Here is a 17,334-nt window from a genome sequence, read left to right as displayed (position 1 = left end):
TTTTTTATAGTGCACTATTAATTTTATTAGTTTATACTTGATAAATTATACCGGTATAATTATAATGTAAGCGTATACTAAACGAAAAAGAGGTGTTCCAAGTGGCTGAAAAAGTAAGGGATTATCCAAAACTTGCTGGAGATATATTGGAGGCTGTCGGTGGGGAAGAGAATATTGTAAACGCTACCCGCTGTGCTACACGGTTGCGTTTAGTGCTGAAACGATCCAAGCCTTCGGCTAAACAAGAGGTTAATAGTCTTCCGGGTGTTATTACTGTAGTAGAGAACAACGGGCAGTTCCAAGTAGTTATTGGTCAGCATGTCGGTGATGTATATGATGAGTTTGCGAAACTGGTGAATTTAGATACATCCGATAGTGACGATGATAAGCCAAAAGGTTCGATTTTGAACCGTATCATTGCGACGATGTCTGCTGTATTTGCACCATTCATCTATATCTTGGCAGCTGCAGGTATTCTGCAAGGTGCACTTATTTTAATCAACTTGCCATTCCCGAGCTTTGCAGAGACAAGCACGTATCAGGTATTGAGCTTTATCTCATGGGCGCCATTTACCTTCTTGCCGATTTTCATTGCCATAACAGCGTCCCGACATTTCAAATCGAATATGTATATCGCGGTGGCGGCTACTGCGGCACTTGTCAGTCCTGACTGGGCAACAATGGCTGCCAGCATTGCAGATGGAAACAGCATGAATTTCCTTGGGCTGCCTTTAACAGAGACAACCTATACATCATCAGTTTTACCGCCATTATTCCTGGTATGGATCCTTTCCTACTTGGAGTGCTTCTTGAACAAACGCATACACGAGGTTGTTCGTCCGATTTTAGTTCCCTTGCTAAGTATTTTAGTTATTGTTCCGTTGACGCTTATAGTTATTGGTCCCATTACGACATTGGGTGCGAACGGAATTGCAAACGGATACAATTTCTTAGCTGAAAATGTTCCATGGCTTGCAGGAGCAATTATCGGAGCTTTCTGGCAGGTTATCGTAATCTTCGGCGTACACTGGGGAATCACACCGCTTGCGCTTGCAAATTATGATCTATACGGCCGCGATTCATTCCAAGCTTATCAAACAATTGCAGTTATCGCCCAAGTTGGTGCGGTTATCGGCGTTATCCTAAAAGCGAAAAGTAAAGAAGTGAAAAGAATTGGTACTTCGGCAGGTATTACCGGTATTTTCGGTATTACGGAACCAGCAATCTATGGTGTAACACTGCGATTTAAGAAACCATTTATCATTGGTTGTATCTCTGGCGCAGTTGGAGCAATTGTCGCAAGTTTCTTCAATCCATTCTATTTTGCTTATGCGGGACTGCCAGGACCATTAACGATTGTAAATGGTATTAGCTCAGACTACCCAATGAGTATATGGGGCATTTTGATTGGGGTAGCTATCGCTATTGTATTGCCAATCATTCTTATCCAGATTTTCGGGTTCGGAGAAGATACTGCAGAACAAGCTGACAGCAGCGTTGCAGCAGGTACGGGCGATGCTAAAGCAGAAGCATCTGCAGCGGAAAATAATGAAGAAATGGTTCATGCGCCGTTAAGCGGTAAATTGCTTGCATTGGAAGAAGTACCGGATGAAGTTTTCAGTTCGGGTGCAATGGGGAAAGGGCTGGCGATTGAGCCGAGTGAAAATAAAGTTTATGCGCCATTTGACGGATCGATTGTAATGCTCGCACCAACAAAGCACGCAATCGGATTACGCTCCAAGTCTGGTGCGGAAGTATTGATCCATGTTGGACTTGATACAGTTAAACTTGATGGCTCACCATTCACACTGCATGTGAAAGAAGGAGACAGTGTGAAAAAAGGAGATATATTGAGTGAGTTTGACATAGGAGCGATTGAAGCTGCAGGTGTGCAGACGATTACGCCCATCATTGTGACCAATCCAGCTAATTATAAAGAAATCATCATTGACGAAACAGAGACAACAACGCAAGGCAATGACTTGCTGACGGTTGTGAAATAGGAGGAGATAGAGAGATGAGTACATTACCGAAGGACTTCTTATGGGGCGGCGCACTTGCCGCCCACCAATTTGAGGGTGGCTGGAATCAAGATGGCAAAGGACCAAGCGTTATTGATGTTTTGACAGCCGGTGCACACGGTGTGCCCCGGGAACTTACTGAAACGGTAGAACCGGATAAGTTTTATCCAAACCATGAAGCTATTGATTTCTACAATCGCTACAAAGAGGATGTTGCGTTATTTGCAGAGATGGGTCTTAAATGCTTGCGTACATCCATCGGCTGGACACGTATCTTCCCAAAAGGCGATGAAGCAGAGCCGAACGAAGCTGGTTTGAAGTTCTATGACGATCTTTTCGATGAACTATTAATGCATGGCATTGAACCAGTTATCACACTTTCCCATTTCGAAATGCCATTACATTTGGCGCGTGAATTCGGCGGATTCCGCAGCAGAGAGGTTGTCCGCCACTTTGTCCGATTCGCAGAAGTGTGCTTCAACCGTTACAAAGACAAAGTTAAATACTGGATGACCTTTAATGAAATCAATAACAAGATGGATACTGAAAACCCATTGTTCCTTTGGACAAACTCTGGTGTAACTGTCAAAGAGGGTGAAAATGCACGTGAAGTGATGTACCAGGCTGGTCATCACGAGCTTATTGCCAGTGCATTAGCTGTTAGCAGAGGAAAGGAAATCAACCCTGAATTCCAAATAGGCGCCATGGTATCCCATGTACCGATCTATCCGTATTCCTCCAATCCAAGCGATGTGATGCTGGCAGAAGAGCTGATGCGTGAACGCTACTTCTTCCCTGATGTACATGTTCGTGGCTACTACCCGAACTATGTACTGAAGGAATTTGAACGGGAAGGCTATGACATTGTTTTTGAAGAAGGCGATGATGAGATTCTTCAAAATGGTACAGTGGATTACCTTGGGTTCAGTTATTACATGAGTACGACAGTCAAAAGTGATAAAGAAGTGGAGCAGGATACGAATAACACAAATGGCAGTCTGGCTAAAAGTGTGGAAAACCCGTATATCAAAGCAAGTGATTGGGGTTGGTCCATTGACCCAACAGGCTTGCGCTACACATTGAATCGCTTTTACGATCGTTATCAAATTCCATTGTTCATCGTTGAGAACGGCTTCGGTGCGATAGATACCGTGGAAGAAGACGGATCCATCCACGACCCGCAGCGCATCAATTACTTGCGCTCCCATATCGAGGAGCTCATGAAAGCCGTCAACTATGATGGTGTCGACCTGCTAGGCTACACGCCTTGGGGCATCATCGACATCGTTTCCTTCACAACTGGTGAAATGAAAAAGCGCTATGGCATGATTCACGTTGATCGTGATAATGAAGGAAATGGTTCAATGAAACGCTCTAAGAAAGATTCGTTTGATTGGTATAGGCAAGTAATCGCTTCGAATGGAAAAAACTTGTAAAAAAAGGACCTCTGGAGGTGGAGACACCTTCCCAGAGGTCCTTTTTATGCATCGAGGATTTTAAGTTCCTCATTATATAAGTCTTATCGCTTACTTTGTTTTTCCTTCTTCCAATCCTCATTCATAGCCTTCATGAGCGACCAGACCATGAACAGGAGGATAAAGGCGAAAGGAAACGCGGCGACAATGGAAGCTGTCTGTAAGGCGTTAAGTCCGCCGGTGGCCAGCAATACAGAAGCGATTGCCGCTTGGATGATTCCCCAAGTCAATTTGATCTTATTTGATGGGTTGAGACTTCCCCCTGCGGTTTGCATACCCAGTACGAATGTTGCAGAGTCGGCAGATGTGATGAAGAATGTGCCAATCAGGAACAAGGCAACGACTGAAAGCAAGGTAGACATCGGCAATCCTTCAAATACACCAAATAGTGATTGTTCCTGTGCAAGATCAGTAAGCCCTGTATTGATTCCATGAATTTCTTGGAACAGACCAGTACCGCCAAAGACTACAAACCAGAACGCGCAGAAGATGGACGGGATGAACAAGACACCTATTACAAATTCACGGATAGTCCGTCCTTTTGATACACGCGCAATGAAAGTACCTACGAAAGGTGACCACGCAATAAACCATGCCCAATAGAATATCGTCCAGCTTTGTACCCAGCCATTGAAATCATCATTGAATGAGCCTGTCTGGAAACTTAGTGAAGGCAGGGACTGCGCGTATGATCCCATTGTCGAGATAAACGTGTTAAGAATGAACTGTGTTGGCCCAAGGAATAAAGTTAGCAAGAGAAGTAGTACTGCCAGCACAATATTAGCGTTACTCAGCCATTTGATTCCTTTGCCAAGGCCGGACCAAGCAGATGCCATAAATAGAATGGTAACAATGATGATAATGATGAACTGTGTACCGAAATTATTCTTTATATCACTGATGAACGACAATCCTCCGGCAATTTGGGAAGCGCCCAATCCCAGAGATGTCGCAACACCGAAGATAGTTGCAAATACAGCAATGATATCAATCAGTTTTCCGATCCATCCATTTGTCCTGTCTCCAATCAATGGCTGGAAGGTCGAACTGATAAGTCCGGGAGCTCCTTTTCGGAACTTGAAATAAGCGATCGCTAAACCAATGACTGTATAAACGCCCCAAGTTTGTAATCCCCAGTGGAATACAGAATAACGCAGTGCATTCTTAGCCGCTTCGATACTCTCTGGATCTGCATTTGGCGGTGCAGCATAGTGAGCCAGCGGTTCTGCGGTACCCCAGAAAACAAGTCCTATACCCATTCCGGCACTGAACAACATGGCAAACCATGTAATACGTTTGAATTCTGGCTTATCTCCTTCTTTTCCCAATCGCAAAGAACCATAGCGGCTAAAAATCAAATAGATGGAAAAGATTAGAAAGATAGCAACTGATAGAATATAAAACCAGCCAAATTTCGAGGTCAAAAAGGATTGTGCTTCAGTAGTAATATAATCCATGTTCTCTGGTGCGATTACACCCCAAAGAACAAAAATAGCGCAAAGGATTAAAGATATCCAAAAAACTTTACCTACTTTATTCATAAATTTATTCTCCTTCCAAAAATGCGTATGACCAATAACAGCTGTTTTATCGATGATGAAATGGTATTGTTGATGCTGTTGCTTTTTCTAAAGCAGCTGTTATTAATCATAAAATTAATCGTAACTCATTTGAGATATATAGAACGACCTTTCTATTTTTAACATAAGATGTGCATCCAATCAACCAATTAAGCTGTTTCAGCATTGTTAATGCCCCATAATAAAATACTTTTTTGACACATTAAATAAATTGTGGATCCGCTATCATCACCTGTGCTTATACGTATCTGCTTAGTGAAATACAAGGAAGGGTAAGATTTTTTCGGAGGCAGAAAAAAATTGTTTGACTTGTAATTACTGTAGGTTGTAATTTGTAGTTTAGGTCTATTTAATTAAAGGAGCAGTTGTGCATATGAGTCGATCTACCAAAAAAGATATGTTACTACAAGTAGCGGAACGCTTATTTTATGAGCATGGATTCCGCGGAGTAGGTCTTAAGCAAATTATCAAAGAAGCAAATGTCGCGACAATGACGCTTTATAACCATTTTCCTTCTAAAAATAAATTGGTTGAAGAAGTCCTGAAGCGAAGGGAAGAACGCTATTGGTCTTATTTGGATTCTTATATAGAGAAAGGTTCAAGTTCTCCTTTTATTTTAGCTGTAGAAGCGCACTGTCGCTGGTTAAAGGAACATTCCTATAAAGGAGATATGTTTCTGAGAGCAATAGAGGACTATACAGGGATTGATAACGAAATTGAAAACATTGCTAGAGAACATAAGATAAGATTATTGCAATATTTTCAGCAGCTTGCCCAAGATAATTGGGATAACAATCCATTGGATTTAGCCAATCAACTGACACTGCTTCTTGAAGGAACGACATCCATGACCACTTTAATTGGGGCAGATAAAGCTGCAGACTACTCAATTGCAATGGCAAAAATACTCTTTCAGCATACATCGTAATTTTTATCATATCGGACGACTGTTATGGATTTATTTATACACAAGCTTGTATGCTTTTAACAAAGAAAAGAAGTTTTGAGAGTTTTAATTCATATGAGTACAACTAATTTCATTTCATAATGGAAACGCGGATTTTTTTGTTAGCAGGAGAATTTTGTCCTGTTAACTATTTAAATAAAGCTGCAGTGATTAAAAGACTCTAGCATGAAAAAGACACCCTTCAAGTGATACAGAGTGTTAATTTGGAGGGTATTTTTTATGGAAACATATAAAGCTGATAGAAGGCAAAGCCGCTGGTTGTAAACGTGCAGATAACAGCAGTTAGCAGTGGCTGGCTTGAAGTCAGCTTATTTTATTGGCCATGTTCTGCAGTATTGGAATTCGTTATCCCAATTTTGTACTGCGGCCTATACAACTTTTGTACCGAATCACCAGTCAAAATGTAAGCGCTTTACTATAGAATGAAATCAGGAGGTGAATCCAATGATGCTAGACAAGCGCCCAGCCATCCTGCTTGAGCAGCTTATCCGTTCACAGCACATTACATTGCAGCAGCTCATGGATCTCACTCATTTATCTAAAAGGCAGCTGACGTATGATTTGGAAAAGCTGAATGACTGGCTTTCGGCAGAGCAGCTGCCGCAGATTTTATATAAGGGTGCACAACTCATTCGTGTTCCTGAGGAGGTGGTGGAGTGTTATCAAAAGAAGCAGCTGATTCAAAGGGCTCAGCAGCTTGTTTTAACAGAAGAAGATCGATTGCAATTCCTTTACCTGTATTTGTTCATAAGAAAGGAGCCAGTATCATCCTATCATTTAACTCATGTGCTCCAAGTTAGCAAGAATACGGTGGTTGCTGATATCAAACGCGCCAATCAGCGAATCAGCCCATTCCTTGTAGAAATTCGATATACAAGACAGAATGGCTATCATCTCATAGGGACTGAAGCGGACAAAAGAATTCTAGTACAAAATCATTTAGCGAAGATGCTGCAAAATCCTGTCTTCCCAACAATAGTACAACATCTTACAGCACATCTAAATGATGTCACAGCCGCAGATGTGCAAGATCTATTACAGACTATGGAAAAGGAATTCGGGCTCCAGTTTGTCGAGGAAAGGCTGGATCATTTCACTTACTTTTTGATGTTGTATACCTGCAGACTTCGTGAAGGCAAAATTGTACGTTTTCATGAAGATGAAATTCTTACTATGAAACAGGATGCAATGTGGGATGTGACACTCTCTGTATTTAAAAAGCTCCAACTGCCGCTTGATGAAAACGAAATCTGTTATTTCAGCATTCACTTGCTGGCTCTATCATTAGGCCAAATACAGCAGGAAAACAATACACGAGACTTGCTTTATAGACTGTGTGAACAATTGGTGTTGGATTTTGAAAATAAGGCTGCTGTTGTGTTTGAACGAAGGGCTAATGTTGTACGCACTCTTTATCAACATCTGAGACCTGCTTACTATCGGATGAAATATCGTATTCCGATACACAACCCGCTTATAGAGCAAATAAAAAATGAACATGAAGAGCTGTATCTGATTGTTCAAGAACTGATGCAACCGGTAGGAGATCTGCTGAACATCGTGATTTCGGAAGAAGAGCTGGGTTTTATTACGATTCATTTTGGCGCGTTATTAGAAAAACCGACACAGCAAATGCCAAGGAAGAAAAGAGCTCTAGTTGTCTGCCCGAGCGGAATAAGTTCGTCCCTGATGGTGAAATACATGCTTGAATCTTTATTCTCGGAGATTGTGGTCGAAGATACATGCTCGCTTCGTCAATTCGAACAGAGGACTGTAATGGATTATGACGTTATTTTTTCAACAATTGATTTACAGTCCAGGATCCCGTGCTTTCACGTAAAACCGATCATGTCACCTACTGAAAAAAGTGCTTTGGTCAATGGCGTGTATGAAACATTATTCGGTATCCAATACGATGGCGTATCAGTAAGAGAGCTTCTGCAGGAAATCAGCCGATATGCCACCATCCATGATGAGAGAAAATTAGAAAACATACTGCGAACACTCCAGTTCCAACGTAAAACAGAACGCAGAAAGGAGAATCAGCCAGTGTTACAGGACTTGTTATATGAAGATACGATTCAACTCGCTGAAAGTTTACCGAGCTGGCAAGATGCCATTGCCTGCGCTGCCAAGCCTCTGCTGCAAAATGCATCTATCTCGCAATCTTATGTAGAGGCCATGATAGAAAATATAGAAAAACTGGGGCCTTATGTCGTGATTGGGCCGGATGTTGCCATCCCGCATGCCAGACCGGAATCGGGTGTACATGCAGTGGGAATGAGTTTTCTCCAGTTGAAGGAGCCTGTCTATTTTTCTGGAGATCAAACCAAAGGGGTTCGATTGTTATTTTGCATCGCGGCGATTGATAATAAAACCCATTTAAGAGCACTGTCGCAGCTGACCAAACTGTTAAGTGAAAAAGATAATGTTGCGACACTGATTGAATCTGATAGTAAGGAAGAAATACTTGCACTATTTAAAAGTTATTCAACTATATCTTGAAAATTGGAGGAGTAATCATGAAGATACTAGCAGTTTGCGGATCTGGACTAGGAAGCAGCTTTATGTTGGAGATGAACGTTCAGCAGGTTTTGTCAGATCTGGGAATCACTGGAGTGGAAGTGAGTCATTCAGACCTGAGCTCCGCGACGCCTGATGATGCGGATTTGTTCATTGCTGCCAAGGATATCGCAGAGGGAATGCATCACTTAGGTGAAGTAATCGTGATAGATAGCATTATTGATATGGACGGAATCAAGGCAAAACTGCAAGAGGTTTTTCAACAGAAAGGCATCATTTCCTAAAGAGCAGAGGAGGAGATTACAATGGTCGAAAGATTTCTGAAGCTTGTCATTGATATTCTTAGCACGCCGGCAGTATTGGTTGCATTGATTTCCTTGGTCGGACTGATCATCCTGAGGAAACCGCTCAGCGAGATTATTAAAGGCACAACGAAAACCTTTCTTGGTTTCTTAGTAATTTCGGCGGGTGCGAATATCATTGTTGGCTCTCTTGATCCATTTGGGCAGATGTTCCAGCATGCTTTCAATGTAAATGGTGTCGTGCCGAACAATGAGGCTATCGTGGCGATGGCTCTGACGGAATATGGAAGTACAACTGCATTTATTATGTTCTTTGGTATGTTAGCCAATATTCTGATCGCGCGTTTCACTAGATTGAAATTCATTTTCCTAACAGGTCACCATACGTTATATATGGCCTGCATGCTGGCTGTAATCCTTGCTGTATCAGGGCTGAAGGGAGTTCCGCTTATCATTGTCGGTTCCTTGGCACTAGGGTTGATCATGGCTGCTTTCCCAGCAATCTGTCAGCCATTCATGCGGAAGATAACGGGCAATGACAATGTGGGATTTGGTCATTTCTCCAGCTTAGGCTATGCGCTTTCCGGAGTGGTAGGCAAGGTGGTCGGAAAGGGATCCAGATCTACCGAAGATATCAAGTTTCCAAAAGGACTGGGATTCTTGCGGGATAGTTCGGTTACAATCTCACTTACGATGGTTGTGCTGTATGTCATCATCGCACTATTTGCCGGTCCGGGATTTGTAGAGAGAGAATTAAGTGGAGGCACTCATTATATTGTATTCTCTATCATCCAAGGTGTCACATTTGCAGCAGGTGTTTTCGTCATCCTGACGGGGGTCCGGTTGGTGCTAGCTGAAATTGTTCCTGCTTTCAAAGGTATCTCTACGAAACTAGTTCCTAATTCTAAACCAGCTTTGGATTGTCCGGTTGTTTTCCCTTATGCACCAAATGCAGTGCTTATCGGATTTTTCTGCAGCTTCCTTGGAGGAATTGTTGGCATGGTGGCACTCGGTCTAGCAGGAGCGGTTATCATCCTGCCAGGCGTTGTACCGCACTTCTTTACAGGAGCTACAGCTGGCGTTTTCGGAAATGCCACTGGCGGTGTAAGAGGAGCGACTATTGGAGCATTCGCGAATGGATTATTGATTACTTTCCTTCCGGTATTTTTGATGCCGGTACTGGGAGATCTCGGTTTTGCCAGCACGACATTCTCAGATGCAGACTTTGCGGCTTCTGGCATTGTACTTGGACAGGTGGCGAAACTGTTCGGTGCAGCAGGTGTCACCATAACGGTTGTTGGTCTTGTAGTTTTGGCTGTTGTCTTCGGATTGTTCAAGCGCAATAAAAAGACGAATGACTCCAACCAGATTGGTGCCTAATAGATGCTGAACAAGAAGGGAGAAGATAGATGATGGATAAAGAGAAGGTAGAAAGGTTCCGGGATGAAATTAGGTTGAAGACACTGAAAGAACTTCATCATTTGGGGTTTGGCCACTATGGGGGAAGCTTATCTATCATTGAAACGTTAGCAGTATTATACGGCGAAGTGATGGAAGTTGATCCGGCGAATCCAGCCTGGAAAGATCGGGACTATTTCATCCTATCCAAAGGCCATGGCGGTCCGGGACTATATGCGACACTCGCTGTAAAAGGTTATTTTCCTGAAGAGATGCTGTATACACTAAATGAAAATGGAACAAAACTGCCCTCTCATCCAGACAAAAACCTCACACCAGGAGTGGATATGACCACTGGTTCGCTCGGTCAAGGTATATCAGCTGCTGTAGGGGTTGCATTGTCTCATAAGCTCTCCGAGCGGAAGAACAAGACATTCTGTATCGTAGGGGACGGAGAATTGAATGAAGGGCAATGCTGGGAAGCTTTCCAATTCGCTGCCCATCATAAACTGCACGATTTATTCGTTTTCATTGATGATAATAAGAAGCAGTTGGACGGTCTGACGAAAGATATCATTGACCCTATCGATTTTACTGCAAAAATGGATGCCTTTGGCTTTTATTCTTGCAAAGTGGACGGAAGTGACGTAGCAGAAATCCATCATGCAATCTCAAAAGGTATTAGTCAAAAGGAGAAACCAGTAGCTATCATCTTGGATACTATCAAGGGGCAGGGAGTTCGTTATTTGGAAGAGTTGACGGATAATCATCACATCAGACCAAATGAATCAGATACAGCAGCAATTGAACAGGCAATCTATGAGCTGGAAACGAAACTGCAGCAGGAGGTGGCAAAATGATCTCGACTGTTTATGAAAAGGAAAAACGAGAGATGCGCCAGGTCTATGCTGAAACCATCCTGGAACTGGCGAAAGCAAATCCGGAAGTAATTGCTTTGGAAGCTGACTTGATGAGTGCTATAACAACAAATAAGATTAAGGCAGAGATACCGAATCAGCTCATTAACAGCGGTATTATGGAAGCCAACATGATGGGTGTGGCAGCTGGTTTGTCACTTACTGGGAAGATTCCTTATGTGCATACATTCGGCCAGTTTGCCACAAGGAGGACATTTGATCAGCTTTTTGTTTCTGGTGGATATGCTAAAACCAATATCAAGATCCTCGGGTCTGATGCGGGAATTACGGCAGAGCATAATGGCGGCACTCATATGACATTTGAGGACATTGGGCTGATGAGGCTGGTGCCGAAAGCCCATGTGTATGAAGCTAGCGATTCTACCATGCTTGGATACTTGCTTAGACGTATTGAAAAGGAGCGCGGTATCCACTACATCCGTACAATACGGAAGAATGCCATCAAGCTTTATAAGGAAAACGAAACCTTTGAAGATGGTAAAGGAAAACTGCTTCGAGATGGGAAAGACGTCACAATCATTGCAACTGGAATTATGGTCGCAGAAGCCTTACAAGCAGCAGACATCCTTGAAGAGAAAGGCATTCAAGCAGCTGTCATCGACATGTATTCCATCAAACCGATTGATGCAGAGTTAATCACAGAATATGCCCAGGAGACAAAAGCAATTGTAACGGCCGAAAACCATAATGTGATCGGCGGATTAGGTAGTGCGGTCTCGGAAGTATTAGCGGAGAATCACCCGGTGCCAATGTATCGAATAGGTGTACGGGAGCAGTATGGGCAAGTTGGTAAAGTTGATTATTTGAAGTCGTTTTATAAATTGACAGATAAGGATATTGCGGAGGCAGCAAATAAATTGTTAGCCAGATAATAAGCAACACGTTCATTTTAATAAAGTACCTAAACGAAGAGATCAAGTAACACTTGATCTCTTTTGTTATTGTTCAAGCTGTTGATTTGTCAAAATAATTAGCAAACGGTATAATCCCTATTGATATTGTCAGATTTATAGGTTATAAGAAATTGTTATTATTTAGGAGAGATGTGTGTTGGGTGATATAAACTACGAGTTGGGGATCGATATCGGGGGGACTTTTACCGATCTTACCTTGAAGGAGATAGATGGATCAGGGATTTGGAATGTTAAAACGCCTACTGTGCCTAAAGATCCGGCGAGCGGGATATCCAATGGATTGCAGCTGCTTAAGGAAAAGGGCATTGATTTGACGAAAATATCCTATTTCGTACATGGGATGACAATCGGGCTGAATACACTGCTGCAGCGAAATGGTGCAAGAATTGGCTTATTCGTGACAGAAGGTTTCCGGGATATTCTTTCCATTCAGCGCCTGCGTCTGCCAGTACCATATGATCTGCATTCTAGATTACCAGAAAGCTTGATTGAGCGGCAGCATGTTTATCCTATAAGAGAACGGATGCAAGCAGACGGGGAAGTGTTCATGTCATTGGATATGAACATGGTGGATCAGGCAATCGATCAAGCTGTTGAGGCAGGATTGGAAGGACTTGTTGTTTCATTCTTACACAGTTACCGTAATCCGGCACATGAATTACAGGTAGTGGAGCGAATTAGGGAACGTGCTCCGCATCTATATGTTGAAGCTTCTTCCTCGATTTGGACAGAGATGCGGGAATATGAACGTACGGTCATTGCCGCTATGAATGTGTATATCCAGCCAAATGTAAAGCGTTATTTTGAAACATTGGTAGAGCGTCTTGAGCAGGAAGGTATCCAAGCGAAGCCGTTCATCACACAGTCCAATGGCGGATTGATGGAGATCCATGCTGCGGCTGGGCAGCCTGTGAAAACTCTATTCTCAGGACCTGCTGCTGGTGTCATGGGAGCAGTTCAAGCTGCTGACGCATCAGGAATCGATAATGTCATCACTTTTGACGTTGGCGGGACAAGTGCGGATATCTCACTCATTGAAGGCGGAGAAATTCTTTATACGCAAACGAACGAATTGGGCGGACTGCCGACGATTCTTCCATCCGTGGCCATTTATTCGATTGGGGCTGGCGGCGGTTCGCTTGCATGGATTGATAAAGGCGGCATCCTGAAAGTCGGACCGCTTTCAGCAGGATCTGATCCAGGACCTGCGTGCTACGGACGCGGAGAGGAGCCGGCGCTTACAGATGCATTTCTTTTGAGTGGCTACTTAAATAGTGCTTCATTTGCAGGAGGAAACGTTGGTCTCGATCAAGATAAATCAGCCGCAGCTTTCCAAAAAATTGCTGACCATTTAAATAGCGATGTGCTGGAAGCTGCTGACCAGACAATTCAAGTAGCTGTAGCGAATATGTTCACCGAGTTAAGCAATGTCTTGGAGCAGCACGGCATTGATCCAGGTGACTTCAGTTTGATGGCTTTCGGGGGTGCAGGACCGGTACTTGCCAATATGGTTGCGGAAGAAATACAAGCTAAGCAAGTAATCATACCTGCAAATCCAGGAAACCTTTGTGCACAGGGCTCTTTGGCGGCTGATTTCGTTTATGATGCAATCACCTCCAGACAGGTACTGCTCAAAGATATGGACAAAGCAGAATGGCATACAATCTTTTCAGCGATGGAACAGGAGGCAACAGATTGGCTTGACCGCCAGCAAGTGGATGCTTTCCTTCAATCAATACAGCTGCACTATACCATTGATGCGCGTTATAAAGGACAGGCATTCGAACTGGAAGTACCATTTCAGCTGGAATGGCTGGAAGCAGATCCTAGTTTGAAGCTAGCGGAAATTTTCCACGCACAGTATGAGCGCCTATACGGACATAGCGATTCCAACGCAAGCATCGAGTTGATGAACTTTAAAGTACGCATTGTTGGAGAAACAGGAGCGAATAGTCATGCCCGTACGATGCGGAATGAACAATCCCAGGAACCAGGCGATCGTTCCGTTCGGATCAATGGACAGACTTACAGTGCAACCATTGTTGACAGAACAGCACTCCAGCCAGGTATGGAGGTACAGGGACCAGCTATCATCGAGCAGCAGGATACAACGACTGTCGTTCTGCCAAGCTGGAAAGCAAAAACAGATGAAGCAGGCAACTTGTTACTGCAAAGAAAGGAGATGGACTAATGCGTTCGAACCCAGCACAACTAGAGATTATGCGCAGTTATTTCAATGCGATTGCTACTGGAATGGGGCATGTCATCGAGCGGACTAGCTTCACAACGTTCGTGAAGGAATCCGCCGATTTTGCGACAGCGTTAGCGACTCCAGAGGGCGAATTTTACATGTATCCGAAATCAGTCGGTGTCACGATTTTCCTTGGACTCAGCTTGCGCAAAGCGATTGAATCAGTAGGAGAAGAAATCGAGGAAGGCGATATTATCATCACCAATGATCCGTATACCACGGATGGCCTTGCTACCCATCTGCCGGATGTGCATGTGTTCAAGCCGATTTTCCATGATGGAAAGCTGGTTAGCTACGCATGGGCTTTCGTTCATGTCAGTGATGTCGGCGGACTTGTGCCTGCAAGTATTTCCCCGACGGCGACGGATGTGCATCAGGAAGGCTTGCGGATTCCGCCTGTGAAGCTGTATCGCAAAGGTAAACCAAACAAGGATGTACTGGCATTCCTTCGTTTGAACAGCCGTGTAGCTGATTTGAATGAAGGGGATATCAATGCAATGGTGGCAAGCGTCAATACTGCTGAAAACCGTTTGCATCGCATGATTGGGAAGTTTGGAATGGAAGCTGTACAAAATGGTATCGCTGATTTGCTGGAGCAAGCAGAATCGCGCTCACGAGAAGTACTACGCCAAATTCCTGACGGAGAGTATTCCTTTGCTGATTACTTGGATGACGACATGGTATCAGAGGTGCCGATCCGTCTGGCTGTTACGCTGCGTGTGAAAGACGGAGAAATTGCACTTGATTTCTCGGATAGTGATCCACAAACACAAACAGCATTCAACTTGGTAACGAACGGACAGAAGCATAGTTTTCTTTATCAAGGGCTGATCAACTTCATCATTACATCTGATCCGCACATTCCGAATAATGGCGGGATCACAAGACCATTCTCGGTCATCGCGCCGAAGGGTACACTTGTGAACCCTGCTTATCCTGCAGCTGTCGGCATCCGTCACTCGATTACGATGCGGATGTACAATGTGGTGCTAGGCGCGATTGCCCAGGCCTTGCCTGAGCTTGTTCCAGCAGCAGGTGCCGGACAGTCAGCTATCGTCGTCCTATCTGTTCCGCAGCCTGATGGAACTAGGAATATGGCTGTTGTTGAACCGATGGGCGGCGGAGGCGGAGCACAGCAGGAGCAGGATGGGATCGATGGAATTGACCACTCTTCAGGCTTCTTGAAAAATACACCGATTGAAAGTCTGGAACAGCATATCCCTGTCCTCGTCGAACGATATGAATATGAACAGAACACAGGCGGAGCAGGGCAATATCGCGGCGGACATGCCATTACACTGGCTTTCCGAATCCTGGAATCTGACTCAATGGTTACTGCAAGGGGAATGGAAAGATTCCGCTTCCAGCCTTGGGGATTAGCTGGCGGTCAAGCTGGACAGCAAGGCTATGTTGTTCGAAACCCTGAGAACGAAGCAGAGAAGCTGCCGAAGATCGATGTACTTCGACCAGCCAAGGGAGATATCATTTCTATCACGTCCCCAGGTGGAGGCGGATTTGGCCCTGGCTATCTCCGTCCAATCGATAAAGTGGCAGCAGAAGTGGCCGATGGATTGCTTTCTGCAGATCGAGCAGCAGAAGTTTACGGCGTCATTTTTGGCGATAGTGGCGTGGATGAAACGGAGACGAATGAAGCGCGTTCGAAAATGGAAGCAGCTGAAAATGAGGCATGGGATTTTGGTGCTTTCCGTACTGCATATGAAAGTGTTTGGACAGCAGAAGCGAGTGCAGCACTAGCTGCAGCGCTGCGCAGCTATCCTGCTAATCTGCGAAATGATATGAAACGACAAGTGCATCGTCATTTTGAGATGCAGAATCAGCCGCTCACAAAACAGGACGTTTTGGATGTCTTACGCCAAATTACGGGGGAGGAAGCGAATGAAACGGTTAGGTAAATACGCTGCTGCCAGCGTAGCACTCATTTTATTGCTTGTATTGGTTTCGTGCAGCAGCGGCGAGGAAGAAAAGTCCGTCACCATTGGTGTATATGGTGGTGATTGGGAAGCAAATATCGGAGAAGCCCTTGATAGCTTCGAAAAAGAAACAGGCATCAAAGTTAATGTTATTGCTGGCACAGATGCCGAATGGTATATGAAAATGCGGGCAGCAGACGGCTCCAACGTACCATATGATCTGCTGATTCTGCAGCCTGATACAATTCAGCGCGCTATGTCTGCTGATTTGCTAGAGCCACTGGATGAAGAGAAAGCGCCGCATGTCGCAGAGCTGTATGATTCCGTTCAGCAGCGATTCGAAAAAGACGGCAAGGAATACGCGGCAGCCTTCAGTATGGGACAGCTTGGTATCGCCTATGCTCCGGATGCAGTAGAGAATGTACCAGAAAACTGGCTCGACTTAGCGAATGAGGAATACCAAGGGCAGCTTGGGCTGTCGTCGCCTTCTTATTCAGCAGGATTACAGTTCTTCTCTGGTGTTACGCAAGCACTCGGTGGAGAAGAAGGCAATCCAGAAGATATCGATAAGACATTTGAAGAATTAAAGAAGATCAATCAGAATGCAGTGGCATACCCGGATAATCCAGGAACGATTCAAACACTGCTGGACAGAGGAGAAATCAGCATTATTCCATTCTGGGATGGACGGATCTTCGCGTTGCAGGATGCTGGAATGGATATCGATTTTGTTTATCCAGAAGACGGAGCTGTCGCAGCTGTTGCAAGCTGGGCAATGATGAAAAATGCACCACATGAAGAGAATGCCTATAAGCTGCTGGACTATTTGAGCAGTCCTGAAGTGCATAGCATGTTCTCAGAGAAATCTTACTATGGTATGGCGAATGAAAATACACAATACAGTGACGCAATCAGGGATAAAGTCAAAGTCGGAGAAGAGCAATTTGCTTCGTTGAAGTGGGTCGATTATGAAGTATCCACGGGCAAAGTTTCCGAATGGACAAATAGATGGTCACGAGAGTTGGGGGAATAAC

At 44.2% G+C, this 17,334-nt stretch carries 12 protein-coding genes; 11 read left to right on the top strand and 1 reads right to left on the bottom strand.

Going from position 1 to position 17,334, the window contains the following annotated elements; all coding sequences use genetic code 11:
• Window positions 1-101 precede the first annotated feature (101 nt).
• Window positions 102-2,003 carry a beta-glucoside-specific PTS transporter subunit IIABC gene (locus tag SFC25_RS07780; protein ID WP_411214723.1) on the top strand — a complete coding sequence of 634 codons (1,902 nt, stop codon included), beginning with the start codon at window positions 102-104 and terminating at the stop codon, window positions 2,001-2,003.
• A 14-nt stretch (window positions 2,004-2,017) separates the two neighbouring features.
• On the top strand, window positions 2,018-3,457 hold the full coding sequence (gene bglA / locus SFC25_RS07775; protein ID WP_411214722.1) for a 6-phospho-beta-glucosidase BglA: 1,440 nt from the start codon (window positions 2,018-2,020) through the stop codon (window positions 3,455-3,457).
• Window positions 3,458-3,540: 83 nt separating this feature from the next.
• On the opposite strand, the gene SFC25_RS07770 is transcribed toward bglA, so the two are convergent.
• The gene (locus SFC25_RS07770) at window positions 3,541-5,037 is read right to left on the bottom strand and encodes a glycine betaine uptake BCCT transporter (RefSeq protein ID WP_411214721.1); all 1,497 of its coding nucleotides are present in this window, start codon (window positions 5,035-5,037) and stop codon (window positions 3,541-3,543) included.
• 412 nt (window positions 5,038-5,449) lie between these two features.
• Here SFC25_RS07770 and SFC25_RS07765 point away from each other — a divergent pair, with 412 nt between their 5' ends.
• The 9 genes from SFC25_RS07765 to SFC25_RS07725 all read left to right on the top strand — a co-directional run bounded on the left by SFC25_RS07765 (window position 5,450) and on the right by SFC25_RS07725 (window position 17,333).
• The gene (locus SFC25_RS07765) at window positions 5,450-6,004 is read left to right on the top strand and encodes a TetR/AcrR family transcriptional regulator (RefSeq protein WP_411214720.1); all 555 of its coding nucleotides are present in this window, start codon (window positions 5,450-5,452) and stop codon (window positions 6,002-6,004) included.
• A 483-nt stretch (window positions 6,005-6,487) separates the two neighbouring features.
• A complete protein-coding gene (locus tag SFC25_RS07760) occupies window positions 6,488-8,548 on the top strand; it encodes a BglG family transcription antiterminator (protein ID WP_411214719.1) in 2,061 nt (686 codons plus the stop codon).
• Window positions 8,549-8,565: 17 nt separating this feature from the next.
• Window positions 8,566-8,850: a PTS sugar transporter subunit IIB gene (locus tag SFC25_RS07755; protein ID WP_411214718.1), complete on the top strand. Its 285-nt coding sequence runs from the start codon at window positions 8,566-8,568 to the stop codon at window positions 8,848-8,850.
• Between the two features lie 21 nt (window positions 8,851-8,871).
• A complete protein-coding gene (gene ulaA / locus SFC25_RS07750; RefSeq protein ID WP_411214717.1) occupies window positions 8,872-10,248 on the top strand; it encodes a PTS ascorbate transporter subunit IIC in 1,377 nt (458 codons plus the stop codon).
• A 29-nt stretch (window positions 10,249-10,277) separates the two neighbouring features.
• Window positions 10,278-11,126, top strand: a complete 849-nt coding sequence (locus SFC25_RS07745; protein ID WP_411214716.1) for a transketolase — start codon at window positions 10,278-10,280, stop codon at window positions 11,124-11,126.
• The gene (locus SFC25_RS07740; RefSeq protein ID WP_411214715.1) at window positions 11,123-12,076 is read left to right on the top strand and encodes a transketolase family protein; all 954 of its coding nucleotides are present in this window, start codon (window positions 11,123-11,125) and stop codon (window positions 12,074-12,076) included. Before SFC25_RS07745 ends, SFC25_RS07740 begins: the two co-directional genes overlap by 4 nt.
• Window positions 12,077-12,254: 178 nt before the next feature.
• The gene (locus SFC25_RS07735; protein ID WP_411214714.1) at window positions 12,255-14,309 is read left to right on the top strand and encodes a hydantoinase/oxoprolinase family protein; all 2,055 of its coding nucleotides are present in this window, start codon (window positions 12,255-12,257) and stop codon (window positions 14,307-14,309) included.
• On the top strand, window positions 14,309-16,282 hold the full coding sequence (locus SFC25_RS07730; RefSeq protein WP_411214713.1) for a hydantoinase B/oxoprolinase family protein: 1,974 nt from the start codon (window positions 14,309-14,311) through the stop codon (window positions 16,280-16,282). The genes SFC25_RS07735 and SFC25_RS07730 overlap by 1 nt, the downstream gene beginning before the upstream one ends.
• A complete protein-coding gene (locus tag SFC25_RS07725) occupies window positions 16,266-17,333 on the top strand; it encodes an ABC transporter substrate-binding protein (protein WP_411214712.1) in 1,068 nt (355 codons plus the stop codon). Before SFC25_RS07730 ends, SFC25_RS07725 begins: the two co-directional genes overlap by 17 nt.
• Window position 17,334 lies beyond the last annotated feature (1 nt).

It is taken from the genome of Terribacillus saccharophilus (genome assembly GCF_046592595.1).
GTDB classification, from domain to species: Bacteria; Bacillota; Bacilli; order Bacillales; family Amphibacillaceae; genus Terribacillus; species Terribacillus saccharophilus_C.
The sequence above is the reverse complement of the archived record's forward strand: the minus strand, read 5'-3'. Positions and strand labels throughout refer to the sequence as shown.

Coding starts and splice junctions, on each gene's coding strand:
- bglA (WP_411214722.1), top strand. CDS start 2,018: ATGAGTACATTACCGAAGGACTTCTTATGGGGCGGCGCACTTGCCGCC.
- SFC25_RS07755 (WP_411214718.1), top strand. CDS start 8,566: ATGAAGATACTAGCAGTTTGCGGATCTGGACTAGGAAGCAGCTTTATG.
- SFC25_RS07745 (WP_411214716.1), top strand. CDS start 10,278: ATGATGGATAAAGAGAAGGTAGAAAGGTTCCGGGATGAAATTAGGTTG.
- SFC25_RS07770 (WP_411214721.1), bottom strand. CDS start 5,037: ATGAATAAAGTAGGTAAAGTTTTTTGGATATCTTTAATCCTTTGCGCT.
- SFC25_RS07765 (WP_411214720.1), top strand. CDS start 5,450: ATGAGTCGATCTACCAAAAAAGATATGTTACTACAAGTAGCGGAACGC.
- SFC25_RS07730 (WP_411214713.1), top strand. CDS start 14,309: ATGCGTTCGAACCCAGCACAACTAGAGATTATGCGCAGTTATTTCAAT.
- SFC25_RS07725 (WP_411214712.1), top strand. CDS start 16,266: ATGAAACGGTTAGGTAAATACGCTGCTGCCAGCGTAGCACTCATTTTA.
- SFC25_RS07760 (WP_411214719.1), top strand. CDS start 6,488: ATGATGCTAGACAAGCGCCCAGCCATCCTGCTTGAGCAGCTTATCCGT.
- SFC25_RS07740 (WP_411214715.1), top strand. CDS start 11,123: ATGATCTCGACTGTTTATGAAAAGGAAAAACGAGAGATGCGCCAGGTC.
- ulaA (WP_411214717.1), top strand. CDS start 8,872: ATGGTCGAAAGATTTCTGAAGCTTGTCATTGATATTCTTAGCACGCCG.